11 protein-coding genes and 1 riboswitch are annotated in these 17,829 nt (G+C 77.2%); of the genes, 6 read left to right on the top strand and 5 right to left on the bottom strand.

Features of this window, described 5'->3' with window-relative positions:
* Positions 1-127 precede the first annotated feature (127 nt).
* The 4 genes from LC193_RS02835 (at position 128) to LC193_RS02850 (ending at position 11,219) form a co-directional block, all read left to right on the top strand.
* Positions 128-1,534: an aminotransferase class V-fold PLP-dependent enzyme gene (locus LC193_RS02835; protein ID WP_226071114.1), complete on the top strand. Its 1,407-nt coding sequence runs from the start codon at positions 128-130 to the stop codon at positions 1,532-1,534.
* Positions 1,535-1,624: 90 nt separating this feature from the next.
* Positions 1,625-2,455, top strand: a complete 831-nt coding sequence (locus LC193_RS02840; protein WP_226071117.1) for a GNAT family N-acetyltransferase — start codon at positions 1,625-1,627, stop codon at positions 2,453-2,455.
* Positions 2,456-2,689: 234 nt separating this feature from the next.
* Complete coding sequence (locus LC193_RS02845) at positions 2,690-10,363, top strand: type I polyketide synthase (RefSeq protein ID WP_226071126.1); 7,674 nt, start codon at positions 2,690-2,692, stop codon at positions 10,361-10,363.
* On the top strand, positions 10,350-11,219 hold the full coding sequence (locus LC193_RS02850; protein ID WP_226071128.1) for an alpha/beta fold hydrolase: 870 nt from the start codon (positions 10,350-10,352) through the stop codon (positions 11,217-11,219). Before LC193_RS02845 ends, LC193_RS02850 begins: the two co-directional genes overlap by 14 nt.
* Before the next feature lie 53 nt (positions 11,220-11,272).
* Here LC193_RS02850 and LC193_RS02855 read toward each other — a convergent pair whose 3' ends face one another.
* Positions 11,273-11,608 (bottom strand): hypothetical protein, encoded by a 336-nt coding sequence (locus LC193_RS02855; RefSeq protein ID WP_226071130.1) that lies wholly within the window; start codon positions 11,606-11,608, stop codon positions 11,273-11,275.
* 190 nt (positions 11,609-11,798) lie between these two features.
* Positions 11,799-11,918, top strand: a riboswitch (SAM riboswitch).
* 17 nt (positions 11,919-11,935) lie between these two features.
* On the opposite strand from LC193_RS02855, the gene LC193_RS02860 reads away from it, so the two are divergent.
* Positions 11,936-13,261, top strand: coding sequence for an aminotransferase class V-fold PLP-dependent enzyme (locus tag LC193_RS02860; protein ID WP_226071132.1), 1,326 nt, complete (start codon positions 11,936-11,938; stop codon positions 13,259-13,261).
* Positions 13,262-13,310: 49 nt separating this feature from the next.
* On the opposite strand, the gene rocD is transcribed toward LC193_RS02860, so the two are convergent.
* The 3 genes from rocD to LC193_RS02875 all read right to left on the bottom strand — a co-directional run bounded on the left by rocD (position 13,311) and on the right by LC193_RS02875 (position 15,938).
* On the bottom strand, positions 13,311-14,540 hold the full coding sequence (gene rocD / locus LC193_RS02865; protein WP_226071135.1) for an ornithine--oxo-acid transaminase: 1,230 nt from the start codon (positions 14,538-14,540) through the stop codon (positions 13,311-13,313).
* Positions 14,537-15,349 (bottom strand): dimethylargininase, encoded by an 813-nt coding sequence (gene ddaH, locus LC193_RS02870; protein ID WP_226071136.1) that lies wholly within the window; start codon positions 15,347-15,349, stop codon positions 14,537-14,539. The genes rocD and ddaH overlap by 4 nt, the downstream gene beginning before the upstream one ends.
* A gap of 85 nt (positions 15,350-15,434) precedes the next feature.
* Complete coding sequence (locus LC193_RS02875; protein WP_226071138.1) at positions 15,435-15,938, bottom strand: Lrp/AsnC family transcriptional regulator; 504 nt, start codon at positions 15,936-15,938, stop codon at positions 15,435-15,437.
* Positions 15,939-16,256: 318 nt separating this feature from the next.
* On the opposite strand from LC193_RS02875, the gene LC193_RS02880 reads away from it, so the two are divergent.
* Positions 16,257-17,315: a beta family protein gene (locus LC193_RS02880; protein ID WP_226071140.1), complete on the top strand. Its 1,059-nt coding sequence runs from the start codon at positions 16,257-16,259 to the stop codon at positions 17,313-17,315.
* Between the two features lie 192 nt (positions 17,316-17,507).
* On the opposite strand, the gene LC193_RS02885 is transcribed toward LC193_RS02880, so the two are convergent.
* The gene (locus tag LC193_RS02885; protein WP_226071142.1) at positions 17,508-17,807 is read right to left on the bottom strand and encodes a hypothetical protein; all 300 of its coding nucleotides are present in this window, start codon (positions 17,805-17,807) and stop codon (positions 17,508-17,510) included.
* Between the last annotated feature and the right edge of the window lie 22 nt (positions 17,808-17,829).

Consider the following 17,829-nt stretch of genomic DNA (forward strand, 5'->3'; position numbering starts at 1 on the left):
GGCGCGCGCTCACGCGCCCCCGCACACCTGTCGCTCTCGCCGACACGCCCCGCCCGCCGCGCTCCACGGGGTAGGGGCCAGGACATGAGCCGAGCCGCCCGGGCGCGCGCGGCGGAACGGAGGGGCCATGTCCGGCAGCACGGAGTGCCCCGCCGGATGCCGGGTCGACGCGCTGCGCGCGCGGGAGTTCCCCTACCTCGACGCGGCCGGCCGGGCCTACCTCGACCACACGGGGGCCGCGCTGCCGCCCGTCTCCCTGGTCCGCGGCCACGCCGAGCGCCTCGCGGGCGGGGTCTTCGGCAATCCGCACGCGGCCGGGCCCGCCTCGCGCGCCTCCACGGCGCTCGCGGAGGAGGCGCGCGCCGCGGTGCTCTCGTTCTGCGGGGCACCGGCCGACGAGTACGTGGTGGTGTTCACGGCCAACGCCACCGCCGCGATCCGCCTGGTGGCGGAGTCCTGCCTGACCGCCAGGAGCGACGGGCCGCTCGTGCTGCTCGCCGACAACCACAACTCGGTGCTGGGGATGCGGCGTTACGCGTCCAGGGCGGGAGTGCCCGTCGGTGTCGTGCCGTTGCGCGCCGACCTCACCGCCGACTGGGAGTCGGTGTCCGCCTGCCTCGACGGTTGCGAGGCGGTGGCGGGCCCCGGCCTGCTCGCCTACCCGGCCCAGTCCAACGCCACCGGCGTGCGGCACCCGCTGTCCTGGGTCGCCGGCGCGCGGCGGCGCGGCTGGCGGGTGCTGCTCGACGCCGCCGCGCACGCGCCGACCGGGCCGCTCGACCTGTCCGCGGTGCCCGCCGACTTCGTCGTCCTCTCCTGGTACAAGATCACCGGCTACCCGTCGGGCGTCGGCTGCCTGGTGGCCAGGCGCGAGGCCCTGGCCCGGCTGCGCCGGCCCTGGTTCGCGGGCGGCACCGTGCTGGCCTCGTCGGCCCGCACGGACTGGCACCTGCCGGCGCCGGCGCCCGAGGGCTTCGAGGACGGCACCCCGCCGTTCCTCCTGCTGCCGGACGTCACGGCCGCCGTCGCGTGGTACCGCGCCGTGGGCCGCCCGGCGTTCGCCGGCCACGCGGCGGCGCTCACCCGGCGGCTGCTCGACGGACTGGCGCGGCTCGCGCATCCCGGCGGCGCACCCGCGGCCGTGGTGCTCGGGCCGCCGGCGGACGCGGACCGGGGTCCCGTGGTGGCGTTCAACCTGCTGCGCGCGGACGGTTCCGTCCTCGACGAACGGCTGTGCCTCGACGCCGCGTCGGCCGCGGGCATCGACGTGCGGTCCGGCTGCTTCTGCAATCCGGGCGTGGCCGAGGCGGTCAACGGCATGACCCCGGGCGTCGTGCGCGACGCGCTGGCCCGGGGCGCGCCCGAGGACGTGGACGCGTACCTGCGGCTGCTGCGGGTGCCGGCGCAGGGGGCGGTCAGGGCGTCGCCCGGCGCGGCGGCGAACGCGGCCGACGTGGACCGGCTGCTCGCGGTCTGCGCCGAGGTGGCCTCGGGCCCGGCGACCAGGCACTCCGGGCCGCGCGTCGGCTGCTGAGGCGGCGCGGCGGGCGGACCGTTGCCGGGCCCTGTGGCCGCGGGCCGATATCCGGTTGTCCCGGTGCGGCCCGGCTGCTGGGGTGGGGCGATGGATCATGACGAGGTCATCGCCCTGTTCGACACCACCATGCGGCGCGAAGCCGTGGCGGACGCGCCCGGCGCTCGTGTGGAACGCGCCGGGCACGTGGTGCGCCAGGTCAGCGCGGGGCCGACGGCCAGCGCCTGGGAAGGCGTGCTCTGGTCGGGGCTCACGGAGGACACCGCCGACGCGGCCATCGCCGCCGAGGTCGCGCGTTTCGCCGCTCTCGGGCGGGAGTTCGAGTGGAAGGTGTACGGGCACGACCGGCCGCGCGACCTGCCGGAACGGCTGCGGGCCGCGGGCTTCGCGCCGGGCGAGTCCGAGACGTTGATGGTGGCGGAGACGGCCGCGCTGGCGACGTCCGTGCCGCCGCCCGAGGGCGTCGAGCTGCGGCCCGTCACCGACGCCGACGGGGTCGGCCTGCTCGCCGAGGTGCACAGGGAGGCGTTCGGCGGGCCGCTGTCCGAGGGCCTGCTGCGGTCGCTCACCGCGCGGTTCGGCGAGGGGGCGGGCGCCGGGCGCCCGGCGGCGGGCGAGGCGGCGGGGCAGGTCGTGGCGGTCCTCGCGGTCGCGGGCGGGCGGCCGGTGAGCGCGGCCCGCGTGGATCTGACGCCCGGCGCGCCGTTCGCGGGCCTGTGGGGCGGCGGCACCGTCCCGGACTGGCGCGGCCGGGGCGTCTACCGCGCGCTGGTGGCGTACCGGGCGGCCCTCGCGGCCGGGCGCGGATACCGCTACGTGTACGCCGACGCCTCCCACGCCAGCCGCCCGATCCTGGCGCGCCTGGGCTTCCAGGCCCTGGCGGTCACCACTCCGTTCGTCCACGCGCCGGTCGCGCGCTGACCGGTGCGGGCCGTGCGGTCATGCGGTGAATTCACTCCCCCGGACGGCTCTTCGCTTCATATGCAGAAATGATGCTCCGCTGAACGCCATTGGCGGAATTCACGGTGCGTCTGGTACCCATGCAGAGGGCATTCCGTGTGCGGCGGGCGCGGACCGACGATCAACTCCGTATACGAAAGCCCCTTTTGCCGGTGCCTGCCGGTTTCCGACACCCGTGAGCGTGGAGACGTGACCGTGGCCGAACCTGTGGCAGAAGAAGCGAACGCCGTCGCGATCGTGGGCGCCGCGTGCCGGATGCCGGGCGGCGTCCACGACCTGGCCGGCCTGTGGGACGTGCTGGACCGGGGCCGTGACCTGGTGACAAGCGCGCCGCCGGACCGTTTCGGCACCGGCATGGACCTCGCCGGGGCCTGGCCGGGGGCCGGCCGGGACACGTTCGGCGGATTCCTCGACGACGTGAGCGGATTCGACGCGGAATTCTTCGGCATTTCGCCCCGCGAGGCGGCACGCATCGACCCGCAGCAACGCCTGCTGCTCGAACTCGCGGTCGAGGCATTGGACGACGCCGGGCAGGACCGGGCGGCACTCGCGGGCTCCGACACGGGCGTGTTCATCGGCATCTCCGGCCACGACTACGCCGATCTCCAGGCCGCCGACCCGGCCGGGATCAACGCCTGGACCATGGCGGGCGGCGCCGCGGCCAACGCGGCCAACCGCATCTCCTGGACCATGGACTGGCACGGGGTGAGCACGGCCGTCGACACGGCGTGCTCGTCCTCCCTCACCGCGCTGCACCTGGCCTGCGGGCACCTGCTGGCAGGACGCTCCCGCGCCGTGCTCGCCGGCGGCGTGAGCGTGCTGCTCAGCCCGGTGCCGTTCCTGGGGTTCTCCGCCGCCGCCATGCTGTCGCCGACCGGGCGGTGCCGGCCCTTCGCCGCGGACGCCGACGGGTACGTGCGGGCCGAGGGCGGCGGCGCGGTGCTGCTGAAACGGCTCCCCGACGCGCTCGCCGACGGCGACCGCGTGCACGGCGTCGTCCTGGCGACGGGCGCGAACAGCGACGGGCGGACGGCCGGCCTGTCCGTGCCCAACTCCGCCGCGCAGGAAGCCCTGTTGCGCGACACCTACGCCCGCGCCGGGGTGCCTCCCGACGACCTCGTCTACGTCGAGGCGCACGGCACGGGCACGCCCGCGGGCGACCCGATCGAGTGCGCCGCGCTCGGGCACGCGCTGGGCAGGGCCCGCACGGGCGGGCCGCTTCCCGTGGGATCGGTGAAGGGCAACCTCGGGCACCTGGAGTGCGCCTCGGGGATGGCCGGGCTCTTCAAGGCCCTGCTGGTCCTCCGCCACGGCCGCATCCCGCCCACCGTGCACGCCGAACCGCGCAACCCGCGCATTCCGTTCGACGACTTCGGTCTCGTGCCCGTGCCCGAGGCGCGGCCCCTGCCCCCCGGCCCCGCCAGGCCCGTGATCGGCGTCAACTCCTTCGGCTTCGGCGGCGCCAACGCGCACGCCGTGCTCGCACCGCCCCCCGCTCCCCCGCCGCCGCCCGCCGCCGCGGCGCGCCCCCGGCACCTGCCGCTCCTCGTCTCCGGCCGCACCCCGCGCGCCCTCGCCGCGGCGGCGGGCCGCATGGCCGACCGGCTGGCGGCGGCCGGTCCCGGCGCGTTCTACGACACCGCCTGGACCGCCACCAGGCGGCGCGCGCACCACGAGCACCGCGCCGCCGTGCTCGCGGACTCCCCCGCCGTCGCGGAACGCGCCCTGCGCGCCCTCGCCGAGGGCCGCCGCGCCCCCTGCGCCGCGACGGCGGCGGCGGTGGGGCGCGGCAGGACGGTGTTCGTCTTCTCCGGCAACGGGTCCCAGTGGCCGGGGATGGGCGCGCGGCTCCTCGCCCGTGAAGAAACGTTCGCGGCGGCCGTCGACGAGGTCGACCGGGAGCTGTCCCGGCACCTGGGCTGGTCGGTGGCCGACACGCTCGCCGCGGGCCCGCACCCCGCCCCCGACCTCGCGGACGCGGCCGTGGCCCAGCCGCTGCTGTTCGCCTACCAGGCGGGCCTGACCGCGCTGCTGCGCGAGCACGGCCTGGTGCCCGACGCGGTGCTCGGCCACAGCGTCGGCGAGATCGCCGCCGCGTGGGCGGCGGGCGCGCTCGACCTGCCCGCGGCCGCGCTCGTCCTCGCCGCGCGCGGCAGGACGCAGAACGCCACGGCGGGCAGCGGCCGGATGGCGGCCGTCGGACTCCCCGAGCGCGAGGCCAGGAAGGCGCTGACCGCGTTCGGCGGCCGCGTGGAGATCGCCGGCGTCAACAGCCCGCGTGACGTCACCCTGGTCGGCCCGGCCGGCGACCTCGCCGCGCTGGGGCGCCGACTCGCCGCCAGGGACGTCTTCTTCCGCATGCTCGATCTCGACTACCCCTACCACAGCCGGGCCATGGACCCCATCGAGGAGCCGCTGCGCGCCGCCCTGGCCGGGCTGCGTCCGCGACGGCCAGGACTGCCGTTCGCCTCGGGGGTGACCGGGACCCTCGTCGGGGACGCGGCCCTGGACGCGGGCCACTGGTGGCGCAACGTCCGCGAGCCGGTGCTGTTCGCCGACGCCACCGAGGCGCTGCTCGCCGAGGGCTGCGACGTCCTGGTCGAGATCGGGCCGCACCCGGTGCTCGCGCCGTACCTGCGCCGCATCACGAACCTGCGGGCCGAGCCCGCCGCCGTCGTGCCCACCTGCCGCCGCGACGACGACGGCCAGGACCGCGTGCGGCACGCGGTGGCCAGGGCGCTCGCCGCCGGAGCGCGCGCCGACTGGGCCGCCGTCTTCCCCGAACCGGGGCGCGTGGTCGACCTGCCCGCCTACCCGTGGCAGCGCGAGCGGCACTGGAACGGCACTCCCGCGTGGTGGTCGCGCGGGCGGGGCGGCGGCCACGACGGCCTCGGCGAGGGCGCCGGCGAGGACGGCGGGCCGCACCCGCTGCTCGGCACCCGGCTGCCGACGCGGGACGCGGCCTGGTCGGGGTCCCCGCACGCCGCCCGCGTGCCGTGGCTGGCCGACCACCGGGTGGACGGGCTCGTCGTGCTGCCCGGCGCGGCCTACCTGGAGATGGGTTTCGCCGCCGCCGGCCGGCTCGCCCCTGGGCCCGTCGAGGTGACGCACCTGGCCATCGGCCGCGCCATGGTCCTGCCCGGCGGCGACGCGCGGGAGCCGGGGCCGCGCGTGCAGGTCGCGGCGGACCGCGACGGGCAGGCGCTGCGGATCTCGACGCGCGCGTCCGAGGACGCCGAGTGGCGCGAGCACGCCCGCTGCCGGGCGCGCCGCCTGCTGCGCGACCGGCCCGCGCCACTGGACGTGGCCGCGATCCGCGACCGGCTCGCCGCGCGGCCGGACGCGGCGCGCGCCTACGGGCGGGCGGCGCGGCGCGGCCTCGCGCTCGGGCCCGCGTTCCGGGTCGTCGAGCGGCTGTGGGCGGGGGACGGGGAGGCCCTGGCCGCCTACGCGGGCGAGGTGGACACGGCCGGCTACCGCGCGCACCCGGCGCTGCTCGACGCCGTGATGCAGACGGGCGCCTTCCTCGCGGCCGAACTCACCGGCCGCGACGCGCTGTTCCTGCCCGCCGCCGTGGACGCCGCGCGCAGCTGGGACCGGCTGCCGAACCGGGGCTGGCTGCACGCGCGCTGCCGCGAGACCACCGGTCATGAGGTCACCTGGGACGTCACGGTCACCGACGGGACCGGACGGGTCGTGATGGAGCTCGCCGGCTGCCGGCTGCGCGTGCTGGCGCGCGCCGGGCAGGCCGCGCAGCGGCTGGCGACCGTGCTGCGCGCCGCGCCGCGGCCGGACACGGCGGCGGCCCGCTGCCCGCTGCCCGCGCCGGGCGCGCTGCTGGCGGCCAGCGCGGCGGAACGCGCCGCCCTGGCCGCGGCGCACCGGGCCGGCCGGCCGGCCGCGGCGCGGGACGCGGCCCGGGACGTCCAGGCGCACCTCGCGGCCCGCGCGCTGGCCCGGCTGGTCCCCGGCACGGCGGACATCACCGTGCCCGGCCTGCTGGCCGCCGGGGTGCGGCCCGCGTACGCGGGCCTGTGCCGGCTGCTGCTCGGCCTCGCCGAGCGGCGCGGGCTGCTCGTGCCGCGGCCCGGGAGCCCCGAGCCCGCCTGGCGCCGGGCCGTGCCGCCCGCGCCCGCCGCCGCGGTGCGCGCGGCGCTCGCGGGGCCGCTGGCGGGCGAGCCGGCGGCGGTGGCCCTGTTCGCGCACTGCGGGGAGCACCTGGCCGACGTGCTGCTCGGGCGCGTCGATCCGGTGGAGGTGCTGTTCGCGGACGCGGACCGGCACCTGGTCGAGCAGTTCTACGGCGACACGGCGGACTGCCGGTTCCACAACGGGACGGCGCGCGCCCTGCTGCGGGCCGCGGTCGCGCGGTGGCCGGCCGATCAGCCGCTGCGCGTGCTCGAAGTGGGCGGCGGCACGGGCGGCATGACGGCCGAGCTGATCGGCGTGCTGCCGCCGGAGCGGACCAGGTACGTCTTCACCGACGTGTCCGCCGCCTTCCTGCCGCGCGCGCGGGCCAGGTTCGCCGGGCACGACTTCGTCGAGTACCGCACGCTCGACCTGGCGGGCGACCCGGTCGCGCAGGGCCTGCCCGAGGGCGGCTTCGACCTGGTGGTCGCGGCCAACTCCCTGCACGTGCCGCCCGACCTGCGGGTCTGCCTGCGCAATGTCGCGCGGCTGCTCGCGGACGGCGGTCAGCTGCTGGCGTTCGAGTTCCACGACGCGAGTCTCGGCGCGGTCGCCTTCGGCCTGCTCGACGGCTTCTGGGCGTTCACCGACGGCGAGTTGCGCGCCGACTCGCCGCTGCTGTCCGCGCGGCGCTGGACCGAGGTGCTGGCCGAGTGCGGCTTCGACGGGGCGTGCCGGGCCGGCGACGAGGCCGGGCCGGGCGCGGAGCCGGCGATGTCGGTGCTGCTGGCCCGCAGGACGCCGCGGGCGCCGCGGCCCCCGGGGGTGCCGGGGCCGCGCCGCCCGGCGCCGCCCACCGCGGAACCGGCGCCCGGCGCCGCCCCCTTCCTCCCGCCCTTCCTCCCGTCCTGCCCCCCGTCCTTCCTCGTGGCCGCCGAACGGCCCGACGCGCCGCTCGCCCGCGCGCTGGCCGCGGCCCTTGGGCCGGCGGCCGGCGGCCCGGTGCCCGTGGTGCCGGCGGAGGAGGCGGCGCGGCGGGCGGACGAGGCGGCCGGGGCGCGCGGCGAGGGGCCGCACGTCGTGCTCCTGCTCGACGAGGACCCGGCCGCGGCGGCGCCGCACGCGGCGCTCGACGAGGCGGTGCGGCGCACCGGCGTGCTGGCCGCGCTCGCGGCCCGCGAAACGTTCGTCTCCGCGCCCGGTGCCGCGCTCACCCTGGTCACCCGGCCGTGCGCGGCCCTGCCCGCGCCCGAGGGCGTGTCCCACGTGCGGGACGCGGCGGCGTGGGCGGCGGCCCGCACGTTCGGCAACGAGCGGCCGTCGGTGGCCGTCCGCCGGATCTCCCTGCACCGCGGGCCCGACCCGGCCGCCGACGCCGCGCGGCTCGCCCTTGAGGTGCTGCGGCCCGCGGACGGCGACGAGATCGTGCTGACCCGGCGCGGGCGCTTCGTGCCCCGCCTGCTGCCCCTGCCCGCCGCCGTCGCCGGTGGCGGCGCGTCCGCCGCCGGTGCCGGCCGCCCCGACCGCACGGACCCCGAGGCGGCCCAGGCGCCGGCCCTTCCCGACGCGCCCGGCACGCCGTGCGGGGCGGGCCCCGGGGGCGGTCCCGGGCCCTGCCGCCTCGACCTGCGGGAGGCGGGCGCCTCGCCCGTGACGTCCTGGGCGGCGGCGCCTGCGCTCGTTCCCGGCCCCGGGCAGGTGCTGATCGAGGTGCGGGCCGCCGGCCTGAACTACCGGGACGCCCTGCTGGCCACCGGCGCGCTGCCGACCGGTGCCGAGGCGGGCGCTTCCGTCGCGCACCGCCTCGGCCTCGAATGCGCCGGCGTGGTCCGCGCGACGGGGGCGGGTGTCGAGGAATTCGCGCCGGGCGACCGGGTGTTCGCCCTGGCTCCCGGCTCCCTCGCCTCCCACGTGGTGACCGACGCGACGTGCGCCGGGCGCCTGCCGGACGCCATGGACTTCGCCGCGGGCGCGACCCTGCCCGTCGTGTGGTTCACGCTGCACCACGGCCTGGTCGAGCTGGCCCGCCTCGGGCCGGGCGAGACGGTCCTGGTGCACGGCGGCGCCGGCGGGATCGGCATGGCGGCGACGCACCTGGCGCGTTCGCTCGGCGCCTCCGTGATCGCGACGGCGGGCACCCCGGCCAAACGCGCCCTGCTGCGGCTGCTCGGCGTCGAGCACGTGCTCGACTCGCGGAGCCTGCGGTTCGCCGAGGACGTCCGCCGGCTGACGGGCGGCCGGGGCGTGGACGTCGTGCTCAACTCGCTCGCGGGCGAGGCACTCACCCGCAGTCTCGAACTCCTGCGCGCCGGCGGCCGGTTCGTCGAGCTGGGCAAGCGCGACGTGTACGCGGACAGTCCGCTGCCGATGCGGCTGCTGCGCGACAACATCAGCCTGTTCGTCGTCGACGCCTCCCGGTTGCCCGCGACCGATCCGGAACGCGCCGCCGCGCGCTTGCGCGCCGTGGCGCGGCACGTCGCCTCGGGTGCCTACCCGGCCCTGCCGCACCAGCTGTGGGAGGCCGACCGCGCCGGCGAGGCGCTGCGCGCCCTGCGGCGCTCGCGGCACCTGGGCAAGGTCGTGATCGACCTGACGCGCGCGCCGCGCGTGGAGCGCGCGGCACCGCCGCCCGCCCGCGACCGGGCGGGCACCTACCTGATCGCCGGGGGGCTGAGCGGCCTCGGCGCCGACACCGCCCGCCGGCTCGCCGCCGAGGGCGCGGGCCACCTCGCGCTGGTCTCGCGCCAGGGCGCGGCGGCGCCCGGCGCGGCGGAACTGATGGCGGAGCTCGGCGCGCTCGGCGCCTCGGCCTCGGTGCACGCGGCCGATGTCGCCGACCGGGCGGCCCTGCGGCGGATCATCGCGGGCGCCGAGGCCGCGGGGCGTCCTGTGCGGGGCGTGGTGCACGCGACCATGCACATCGACGACGCGCCGCTCGCGGAGCTGACGCCCGCGCGGATCCGCGCGGTGCTCGCGCCCAAGCTGCTCGGTGGCGCGCTGCTCGACGAGCTGACCGCGCGCCTGCCGCTCGACCTGTTCCTCGCCTACTCGTCGTTCGCGGCCGGGGTCGGGAACCTCGGCCAGGCCGCCTACGCCGCGGGCAACCTCTGCCTTGAGGCGCTGACCCGCCGCCGCCGCGCCGCGGGCCGCGCCGGGCTCGCCGTGGCCCTTGGCACCCTCGGCGAGACGGGGTTCGCGGCCCGCGACCCGCTGCTGACCGACCGGCTGGCACGCATCGGGGTGCACCCGCTGAGCCCGGCGCAGGTGCACGCCGCGACCGAGGCGTTCATCGCCGCGGGCGTCGCCGCCGGGACGGTGGGCAACTTCGACTGGGACCGGCTGCGGGAGGTGATGCCCACGGTGGGCGCGCCGAGGTTCGCGGCCGTGCTGTCCGGGGGCGAGGGCGGGCGGCACGAGGGCGGCGCGGGGGAGCTGCGCCTGCGGCTGTCCCGCCTCTCCGACGAGGAGGCCGTCGCCGCCGTGACCGACGTGCTGGCCGAGGAGCTGGCCCGGGTGCTGCACACCGAGCCGGGCCGGATCGACCGCGCCCGCCGCCTCGACCGGCTCGGCATGGACTCGCTGATGGCGGCGGAACTCGTGGTCGCGGCACGGCGGCGGCTCGGCTGCGATCTGCCCGCACTCGAAATCATGAACGCGGCGGGGCTCACCGACCTCGCCCGGCGCGCCCTGCTCCGCCTCGGCCGCCCGACACGGAAGGAGTCCACTGGTGCGCGGGGCTGACGGCGCCGAGGTGCGGGAGTTCAGCTACGAAGGCTTCCGGTACGGCTGCCGTGTCGTGCGGGCGCGGCAGCCGCGGCTCGACCCGGTGCTGATCGTCGGCGGGGCGTTCCAGGACAAGGACTCCTGGCGGCAGCACCAGCCGCACTTCGACGCGGTGGCCGACCTGGTCACCGTGGACCTGCCCGGGTGGGGCGCGGCCGACGGCCTGCCCGCGCGCTACGGCTACGACTTCCTCGCCGCCGCGCTCGAACACCTGCTGACCGGCCTGGGCCTCGCGCGGGTGAACCTCGTGGGCACGTCCTACGGGTCGCTCGTGGCCTACTGCCTGGCGCAGCGGTGCCAGGGCCGGGTCGCGCGGATGGTGCTCAGCGGCGCGTTCGACGGCGCTCCCGCGCACGCGAGGGCCACGCACCAGCGCACGGTCGAACTGCTCGCGGCGGGCAGGACGGTGGAGTTCACCGAGGTGATGGTGTCGCTGCTGGCTCCGCGGACCCGCGCGGGCGTCGCGGACGGGCGCAACGACGCGCTCACGGAGATGCTGCGCGCGCAGTTCGGCGGGCTGACGGCCGAGGCCGCCGCCCGGTACGCGGAGAACTCGGCGCGGGTGCTCGCCCATCCGCGGCTGCGCTCCGGTGGGCACCACGTGCCGACGCTGGTGCTCGCGGGCGAACTCGACCTGTGCACACCGCCCGAGACGGGGCAGCGGGTGGCCGACATGCTGCCGGACGCCGTGTTCATGACGGTGCCGGACGCGGGCCACCTGATGTGGCTGGAGCGCCCGCTTGAGTTCGTCCGGCTGCTCGACGACTTCTTCTCCGGGCGCCCCGTGGGCGAACTGGCCTGCGCCGCCAGGTGATCCGGGCGGCGCGCCGGACCGCCCCCCGCGGCGGGGGGCGGCCCGGACGGGCTTCAGGCCGCCCTGGACGGGAAGAACTTGACGCTGCCCGCGCCCTGGGTCTCGAAGCCCTTGCCCGACTGGATGTCACGCGGCAGCGCGTAGGTGCAGGAGCCGTCGCCGTACAGGCGGGCGGTGAACACCGTCGCGTTGAAGCCGCCGATCGCGGGCTCCTCCGGGTCGCCGAGCGGGTAGCACAGGTAGGGCTCCGGCAGGTCGACCGTGCCCTGGTTGCCGCCGACCGTGTGGAACCTCAACTCCCCGGTCTGTGCCTGCGCGGTGCCGCCGGGCCCCGTGACGGCGATGAGGGCGGCGGCGGCCAGGGCGCCCGCGACGTGTCGAATACGCATGGTGTCCTCTCGGGTGGACAGCGCTGCCCCGGGGCAGCGGCTGCGGCGTGGCGCTCCCATCGGCGCCACTGATCACCGCCCTCGCTACCCGGGCCAACAGCCGCCATGCGGCGGGTACTTCGTTCGTGTGGTTCATGTCGCACGACCGAGTGAGGCGCGCGGCACGGCCGTGTGGCACAATCACCCGCAAGGTCACGAGTGACAGCACGCATGGACCCCGGTCCGCTGTCCGGCAACCCTCCTTCCGTGGCGGGGTGCTCCCGGGTGATGACCGGGCCGCGGGCAGCAAGGTCCGCGGCAAGCGCGGATTGTGGGAGCTGTTGCGCCATGACCACTGTGTCCTCCGGTCGTTCCTCGCTGTGCTCCGGGCCGCCGGGACCCGTCGGCCCGGTCCTGCCCGTGCTCGGCGAGGGCGTGCGGGTCCCGCTGACCACCGGCGGAGAGGTGGAGTACGCGGCGCTCGACTACGCGGCGAGCGCCCCCGCCCTGCGCTCGGTCTGGGCGGACGTGGCGGAGTTCGCGCCGCTGTACGCCAGCGTGCACCGGGGCGCGGGACACCTGTCGCAGCGCGCCACGGACCTGTTCGAACGCAGCCGGGCCGAGGTGGCCGCGTTCCTCGGCTGCCGCGCGGCGGACCGGGTGGTGTTCACCCGGTCCACGACCGACTCGCTGAACCTGCTGGCCGCCGCGCTGCCCGCCGGCACGCGGGTGTTCGTGTTCGAGACGGAGCACCACGCGGCGCTGCTGCCGTGGCGCCGCCACCAGGTCACGTTCCTGGCCGCGCCGCGCTCGCCGGACGCGGCGGTGCGCACGGCCGGGGATGCGTTGGCCTCGGCCCCCGCGGGGGTGCCGAAACTGCTGTGCGTCACCGGGGCGTCGAACGTGACCGGGGAGCTGTGGCCGGTGCGTGAACTCGCGGCCGTGGCGCACCGGCACGGGGCGCGCGTCGTGCTGGACGCGGCGCAGCTCGTGCCCCACCGCCCGGTGGACGTCGCCGCCCTGGGCGTCGACTGGGTGGCGTTCTCCGGGCACAAGCTGTACGCGCCGTTCGGCACCGGGGTGCTGGCCGGGCGCGCCGACTGGCTGGACGAGGCGGAACCGTACCTCGCGGGCGGCGGCGCGACCCGGGTGGTCGCGCGCGGCACGGCGGGCGGCGTCGAGGTGGAGTGGGCGCGGGGCGCGGCGCGGCACGAGGCCGGCTCGCCCAACGTGATCGGCGTCCGCGCCGTGGCCTCCGCGTGCGGCGCCCTGGCGGGGGCCGGGTACGAGGCGCTGGCCGGGCACGAGGAGCGGCTGCTCGGGGTGCTGCGCGAGGGCCTGGCCGGGGTGCCCGCGGTGCGGGAGCTCTCGCTGTTCGGGCCGGACGCGCCACGGGTCGCGGTGCTGTCGTTCACCGTGGCGGGGTGGGACGGCGCGGCGTTCGCGCGGGCGCTGTCGGAGCGTTACGGCATCGGGGTGCGCGCGGGGCTGTTCTGCGCGCAGCCGCTGGCGCGGCTGCTGCTCGGCGAGGCGGGCGAGGACGGGACGGCCGGGAACGCCGGGCCCGACGGCTGCGGGGGGCCGTCGCAGGCGGTGCGCGTGAGCTTCGGCGCCGGGACCCCCGAGGAGCACGTGCGGCGCCTGGTGCGCGCGGTACGGGAGTTGGCGGGCTGAGCCCCCGCGCCGGCGGCCCGGCGCGAGGGCGCCCGCGGCGCTCGGGCGGTCAGGCGGACAGCACGGCGGCGAGGCGGTCCAGGGCCCAGACGAGTTCGTCGCGGGTGATGGTCAACGGCGGCGCCAGCCGGATCGTCGAACCGTGGGTGTCCTTGACCAGGACCCCCTCGGACATGAGGCGTTCGCTGATCTCCCGGCCGGTGCCGAGCGCCGGGTCGATGTCGACCCCCGCCCACAGGCCGCGGCACCGGTGGGCCAGGACACCGCGCCCGGTGAGCGCCGTCAGCCCGGCGTCGAGCACGCGGCCGAGATCCGCGGCCCGGCGCTGGAACTCGCCGGTGCGCAGCAGCTCGGTGACCGCCGTGCCCACGGCGGCGGCCAGCGGGTTGCCGCCGAAGGTGGAGCCGTGCTGTCCTGGCCCGAGCACGCCGAGCACATCGCGCCCCGCCACGACGGCGGAGACGGGGACGATCCCGCCGCCCAGGGCCTTGCCGAGCAGCACCATGTCGGGCACGACCCGCTCGTGCTCGACGGCCAGGGTGGTGCCGGTGCGCCCGAGTCCCGACTGGATCTCGTCCGCGATGAACAGCGCGCCCGCGTCCCGCGTCACCGCGCGCACCCCGGCGAGGTAGCCCTCGTCGGGGATGATCACGCCGGCCTCGCCCTGCACGGGTTCGAGCAGGACGGCCGCCGTGGTCTCGTCGACCGCTTCCCGCAGGGCCGGCAGGTCGTTGTAGGGCACGACGCGGAAACCGGGCGCGAACGGGCCGAAGCCCTCGCGGGCCACCGGGTCGGTGGAGAAGCCGACGACGGTCGTGGTGCGGCCGTGGAAGTTGTCCGCCGCCACCACGATCGTCGCCCGGTCGGGCGCGACGCCCTTGACGTCGTAGGCCCACTTGCGGGCGACCTTGATGCCGCTCTCCACGGCCTCGACGCCGGTGTTCATCGGCAGCGTCATGGCGAAGCCGGTCAGCGCGGCCAGGTTCTCGGCGAAGCCGGCGAGGCGGTCGTTGTGGAAGGCCCGCGAGGTCAGCGTGAGCTGGTCGAGCTGGCGGTGGGCGGCCTCGACGAGGGCCGGGTGCCGGTGGCCGAAGTTCAGCGCCGAGTAGCCGGCCAGCATGTCGAGGTAGCGCCGGCCCTCAACGTCCCGTACCCACACGCCTTCTGCGTGGGAGACGACCACGGGCAGCGGGTGGTAGTTGCGGGCCAGCGCGGTGGACTCGGCGCGGATCAGCTCGGCCGACGAGCGCGGGCGGGCGCGGGCGGGCGCTGCGGTCATGACCGGACCTCCTGGGTGCAGCACTTGATGCCCCCGCCGGCCTTGCGCAGTTCCGACAGGTCGACGGGGACGGGAACGTAGCCGCGGCGGCCGAGTTCGGCGACGAGGCCGTCCGCGTGCGGGTCGATGAAGACGTGCCGGCCGTCGGAGACGGAGTTCAGGCCGAACGCCATGGCGTCGGCCTCGGTGGCGAGCACCGCGTCGGGGAACAGCCGGGCCAGCACCGCGCGGCTGCCCGCGGAGAACGCGCCGGGGTAGTACGCGACGTTCTCGTCGTCCAGCGCGAACAGCGCGGTGTCCAGGTGGTAGAACAGCGGGTCGGTCAGGCGCAGCCCGACCGTGGGCACGCCGAACAGCTCCTGGGCCTCGGCGTGCGCGGCCGGCGCCGTTCTGAAGCCGGTGCCCGCGAGCAGCAGGCCGCCCACGGGCACGAGGTCGCCCTCGCCCTCGCAGACGGCCCGCGGCGCGTGCACGTCGAAGCCGGCGGACTTGAACCACAGCTCGTAGGCGGCGCTCTCCGGCTGCCGCTGCGGGGCGAGGAAGCGGGAGCCGAGGACGCGTCCGTCCAGGACGAGCGCCGCGTTGGCGGCGAACACCATGTCGGGCAGGCCGGGCACCGGGGGGACGGTGTCCACGGTGTGGCCGTGGGCGCGGTAGGCGTCCACCAGGGTGTGCCATTGCCGCAGGGCCAGGGCGGTGTCCACCGGCGCGTCCTCGCGCATCCAGGGATTGATGGTGTACCGCACGTCGAAGAACCGGGGTTCGCAGGTCAGGTAGCGCCGGGGGCGCCGCAGGCGCGTGGCTGGCATGTCACCCACGGTAGAAACGGAGCACGGTGGCCGACAAGAAACCACGGTTGCGCGTACACGCGGAAGTGTTGCGTGCTCGGGCCGCTCAGCGGCGATTCGTTTCGTCCGCCGGAGTGGCGGGGCTCGCGCCGGCCTCCGCGCTGTCGGAGAGCAGGTGGGAGAGCACGATGTAGCTGATCGTCTTGTCGATGAACGGCTCGGCCCTGATGCGTTCGAGCACCTCCTCGAAGTGCTGGATGTCCTCGGCCCTGATGTGCAGCAGGGCGTCCGCGCCGCCGGTCACCGTCATCGCCGCCGTGATCTCCGGGTGGTCGCGGACCACCTCGGCCAGCCGTCTCGGCGGGGCGGCGCTGTCGCAGTAGACCTCCACGTACGCCTCGGTGCGCCAGCCGAGCGCGCTGGGCGAGACCAGGGTGGTGAAACCCGTGATCACCTCGGCCTCCCGCAGGCGGTCCACGCGGCGCTTGACGGCCGGGGCCGAGAGCCCGATGGCGGCGCCGATCTCCGCGAAACTGGTGCGCGCGTTCGCGACGAGCGCGGCGACGATCTTGCGGTCGAGGTCGTCGAGTGCCGCCGGGTGACTTGTCATGGTGGGTACCCCTTCGGTCGGCCGAGGCGCGGGACGGTCGGTGCGCCTGCCAGGGGACTACCCGCGCGCGGCCGTGGCCGCGCCCGGCCGGGCGCGCGGGAGCACGCCACCCACCGCGAGCCGGTGGCCCCGAGGGCGCGGCCGGAACCCCCGGCGTCAGCCGGCCCGCGGTTCACCGCCGCCGTCGAGCGCGCCGGTCGCACCCATGGCATCGAGGCACTTCGGCCATGCGGGCCGGAAACACGCCCTTTCCGGCGACCCGCCAGGCGCAGATCCTGACAAAGCAGGGAAGCAGACGGGTCGTCCGAGGGGGCCGCGATGTCCGTACCGCTCTACGTCCCCGTCCTTCCCGTCCGGCAGCACGCGCGACTGGCCTACCTGGATGTCCGGCCGGACCTCCATGCCGCGATGGCCCCGCTGTGGAACCTGCCGCCGTGCCCCGGTGTGCCCCCGGGGGAGCTGAGCGGCGCCCCTTGGCGCAAGGAACTGGACCGGGTCCGGGGAGCGCACCGCCGCCATCCCGGATGGGTCGACGCCCCGTTCGCCGAGGAGGCGCAGATACCGGCGCTGTCGGAGATCCTGTCCGAGTGCACGGCACTCTCCGGACTGCTCCGTCCGGTGACCGGGCCGGAGCGGAGCGCGGCCCAGCGGTCCGCCGCCCTGGAAGCGGCTCGTCGCCACGGCTGCGGGGTGGGCGTCCGCGTGCGCGTCCCGGGTGAGTGGAACGGTGGTACGGCCGAGGACGTCGACCGCCTCCTCGCGCACGCAGAGCCCGATGTGCCCGTCGATCTGCTGCTCGATCTGGGCGCTGTCCTCCCCGGCCGCCCCGACGCCGCCAAGGAGGCCCTGCGCGCCCTCGACGCCCTGTGGCCCTTGGCGGACTGGCGGACAGCCGCCGTTCTCGGCGGAGGCTTCCCGCAGGTCACGAACGAGGTACCGCAGTTGGGCGTACTCCACGAGGAGCCGCGCACCGACTGGCAGGTGTGGCAGGAAACGAGGGCGGGCGACCGTGGCTACGCGCCGCTGCTCGCCTACGGCGACTACGGCGTGCGACCCGTCACCGCGCTCGCCCAGCAGCCGGCCGGCGGAAGCCCGCCCTGGGGAGTCCTGCGCTACACCATCGACAGTTGGTTCGTGCTGTGCAAGGTGTGGAACAGGGGGCCCGACCGCGCGGCGGGAATCCGTGCGGCGGCGCTCCGGATCCGCGAGATGCCCGAGTTCCGGGGTGCGGTCGCCAGCGCCGGGGAGACCTGGTTGCGGGACTGCGCCGAGGGCCCCGCCACATCCAAGGTCGGCACGGGCCAGGCCCCCCACTGGCTGCGGGCCGGGTACATCCAGCACATGACGTACGTCGTCCGCTCTTTGCGTCGGCTCTGACCCGAACGCGTCCCCCGCCTCGGGGCTCACTCGGGCTCAGTCGGACAGCGCCTCCCGCCCGTCCGCGTTCGCCGCGATCCGCCACCCGGTACCCGCGGCGTCCGGCCCACCGCGCACGCCCGGCCCCCCGGCCGCCGGAAGGCGGCCAGGGCAGCGGGCCCGTTGGGAGGCGTGCTGGGCGCGGCGCCGGCGTCAGCCGGCCGCGCCGAGGCCCGTGGGGACGGCGCCGGCGACGCCGTCCGGCGTCGTCCCCACCACGTCGGCCCCGGGAACGTGCCCCGACAGCGCGGTGGGCGTCCCCGACGGCTCGGCGGTGGCCTCGGGCGGCGGCGAGGACGCGGGCGGCGCCTCGTGCCCCGGCCCGCCGTCCTCGTCGCCCGAGGCGGTGAACGCGCCGCCGATGAACGCCGCGACGACCGCCGCGGTGCCGCCGATGAACGCCGCGCCGAGCGCGGTCGTGACTCCGGTGGAACGCTTGCCTCGCTGCCCCACGATCCGCCCCTTTGCCCGCCCG

It is taken from the genome of Streptomyces marincola, from assembly GCF_020410765.1.
In the GTDB taxonomy this organism is placed as follows: domain Bacteria; phylum Actinomycetota; class Actinomycetes; order Streptomycetales; family Streptomycetaceae; genus Streptomyces; species Streptomyces marincola.

Bases quoted from the DNA above. Each gene is read 5' to 3' on its own strand.
- LC193_RS02855 (WP_226071130.1), bottom strand. From the start codon at position 11,608: ATGCGTATTCGACACGTCGCGGGCGCCCTGGCCGCCGCCGCCCTCATC.
- LC193_RS02860 (WP_226071132.1), top strand. From the start codon at position 11,936: ATGACCACTGTGTCCTCCGGTCGTTCCTCGCTGTGCTCCGGGCCGCCG.
- LC193_RS02875 (WP_226071138.1), bottom strand. From the start codon at position 15,938: ATGACAAGTCACCCGGCGGCACTCGACGACCTCGACCGCAAGATCGTC.
- LC193_RS02880 (WP_226071140.1), top strand. From the start codon at position 16,257: ATGTCCGTACCGCTCTACGTCCCCGTCCTTCCCGTCCGGCAGCACGCG.
- LC193_RS02840 (WP_226071117.1), top strand. From the start codon at position 1,625: ATGGATCATGACGAGGTCATCGCCCTGTTCGACACCACCATGCGGCGC.
- ddaH (WP_226071136.1), bottom strand. From the start codon at position 15,349: ATGCCAGCCACGCGCCTGCGGCGCCCCCGGCGCTACCTGACCTGCGAA.
- LC193_RS02835 (WP_226071114.1), top strand. From the start codon at position 128: ATGTCCGGCAGCACGGAGTGCCCCGCCGGATGCCGGGTCGACGCGCTG.
- rocD (WP_226071135.1), bottom strand. From the start codon at position 14,540: ATGACCGCAGCGCCCGCCCGCGCCCGCCCGCGCTCGTCGGCCGAGCTG.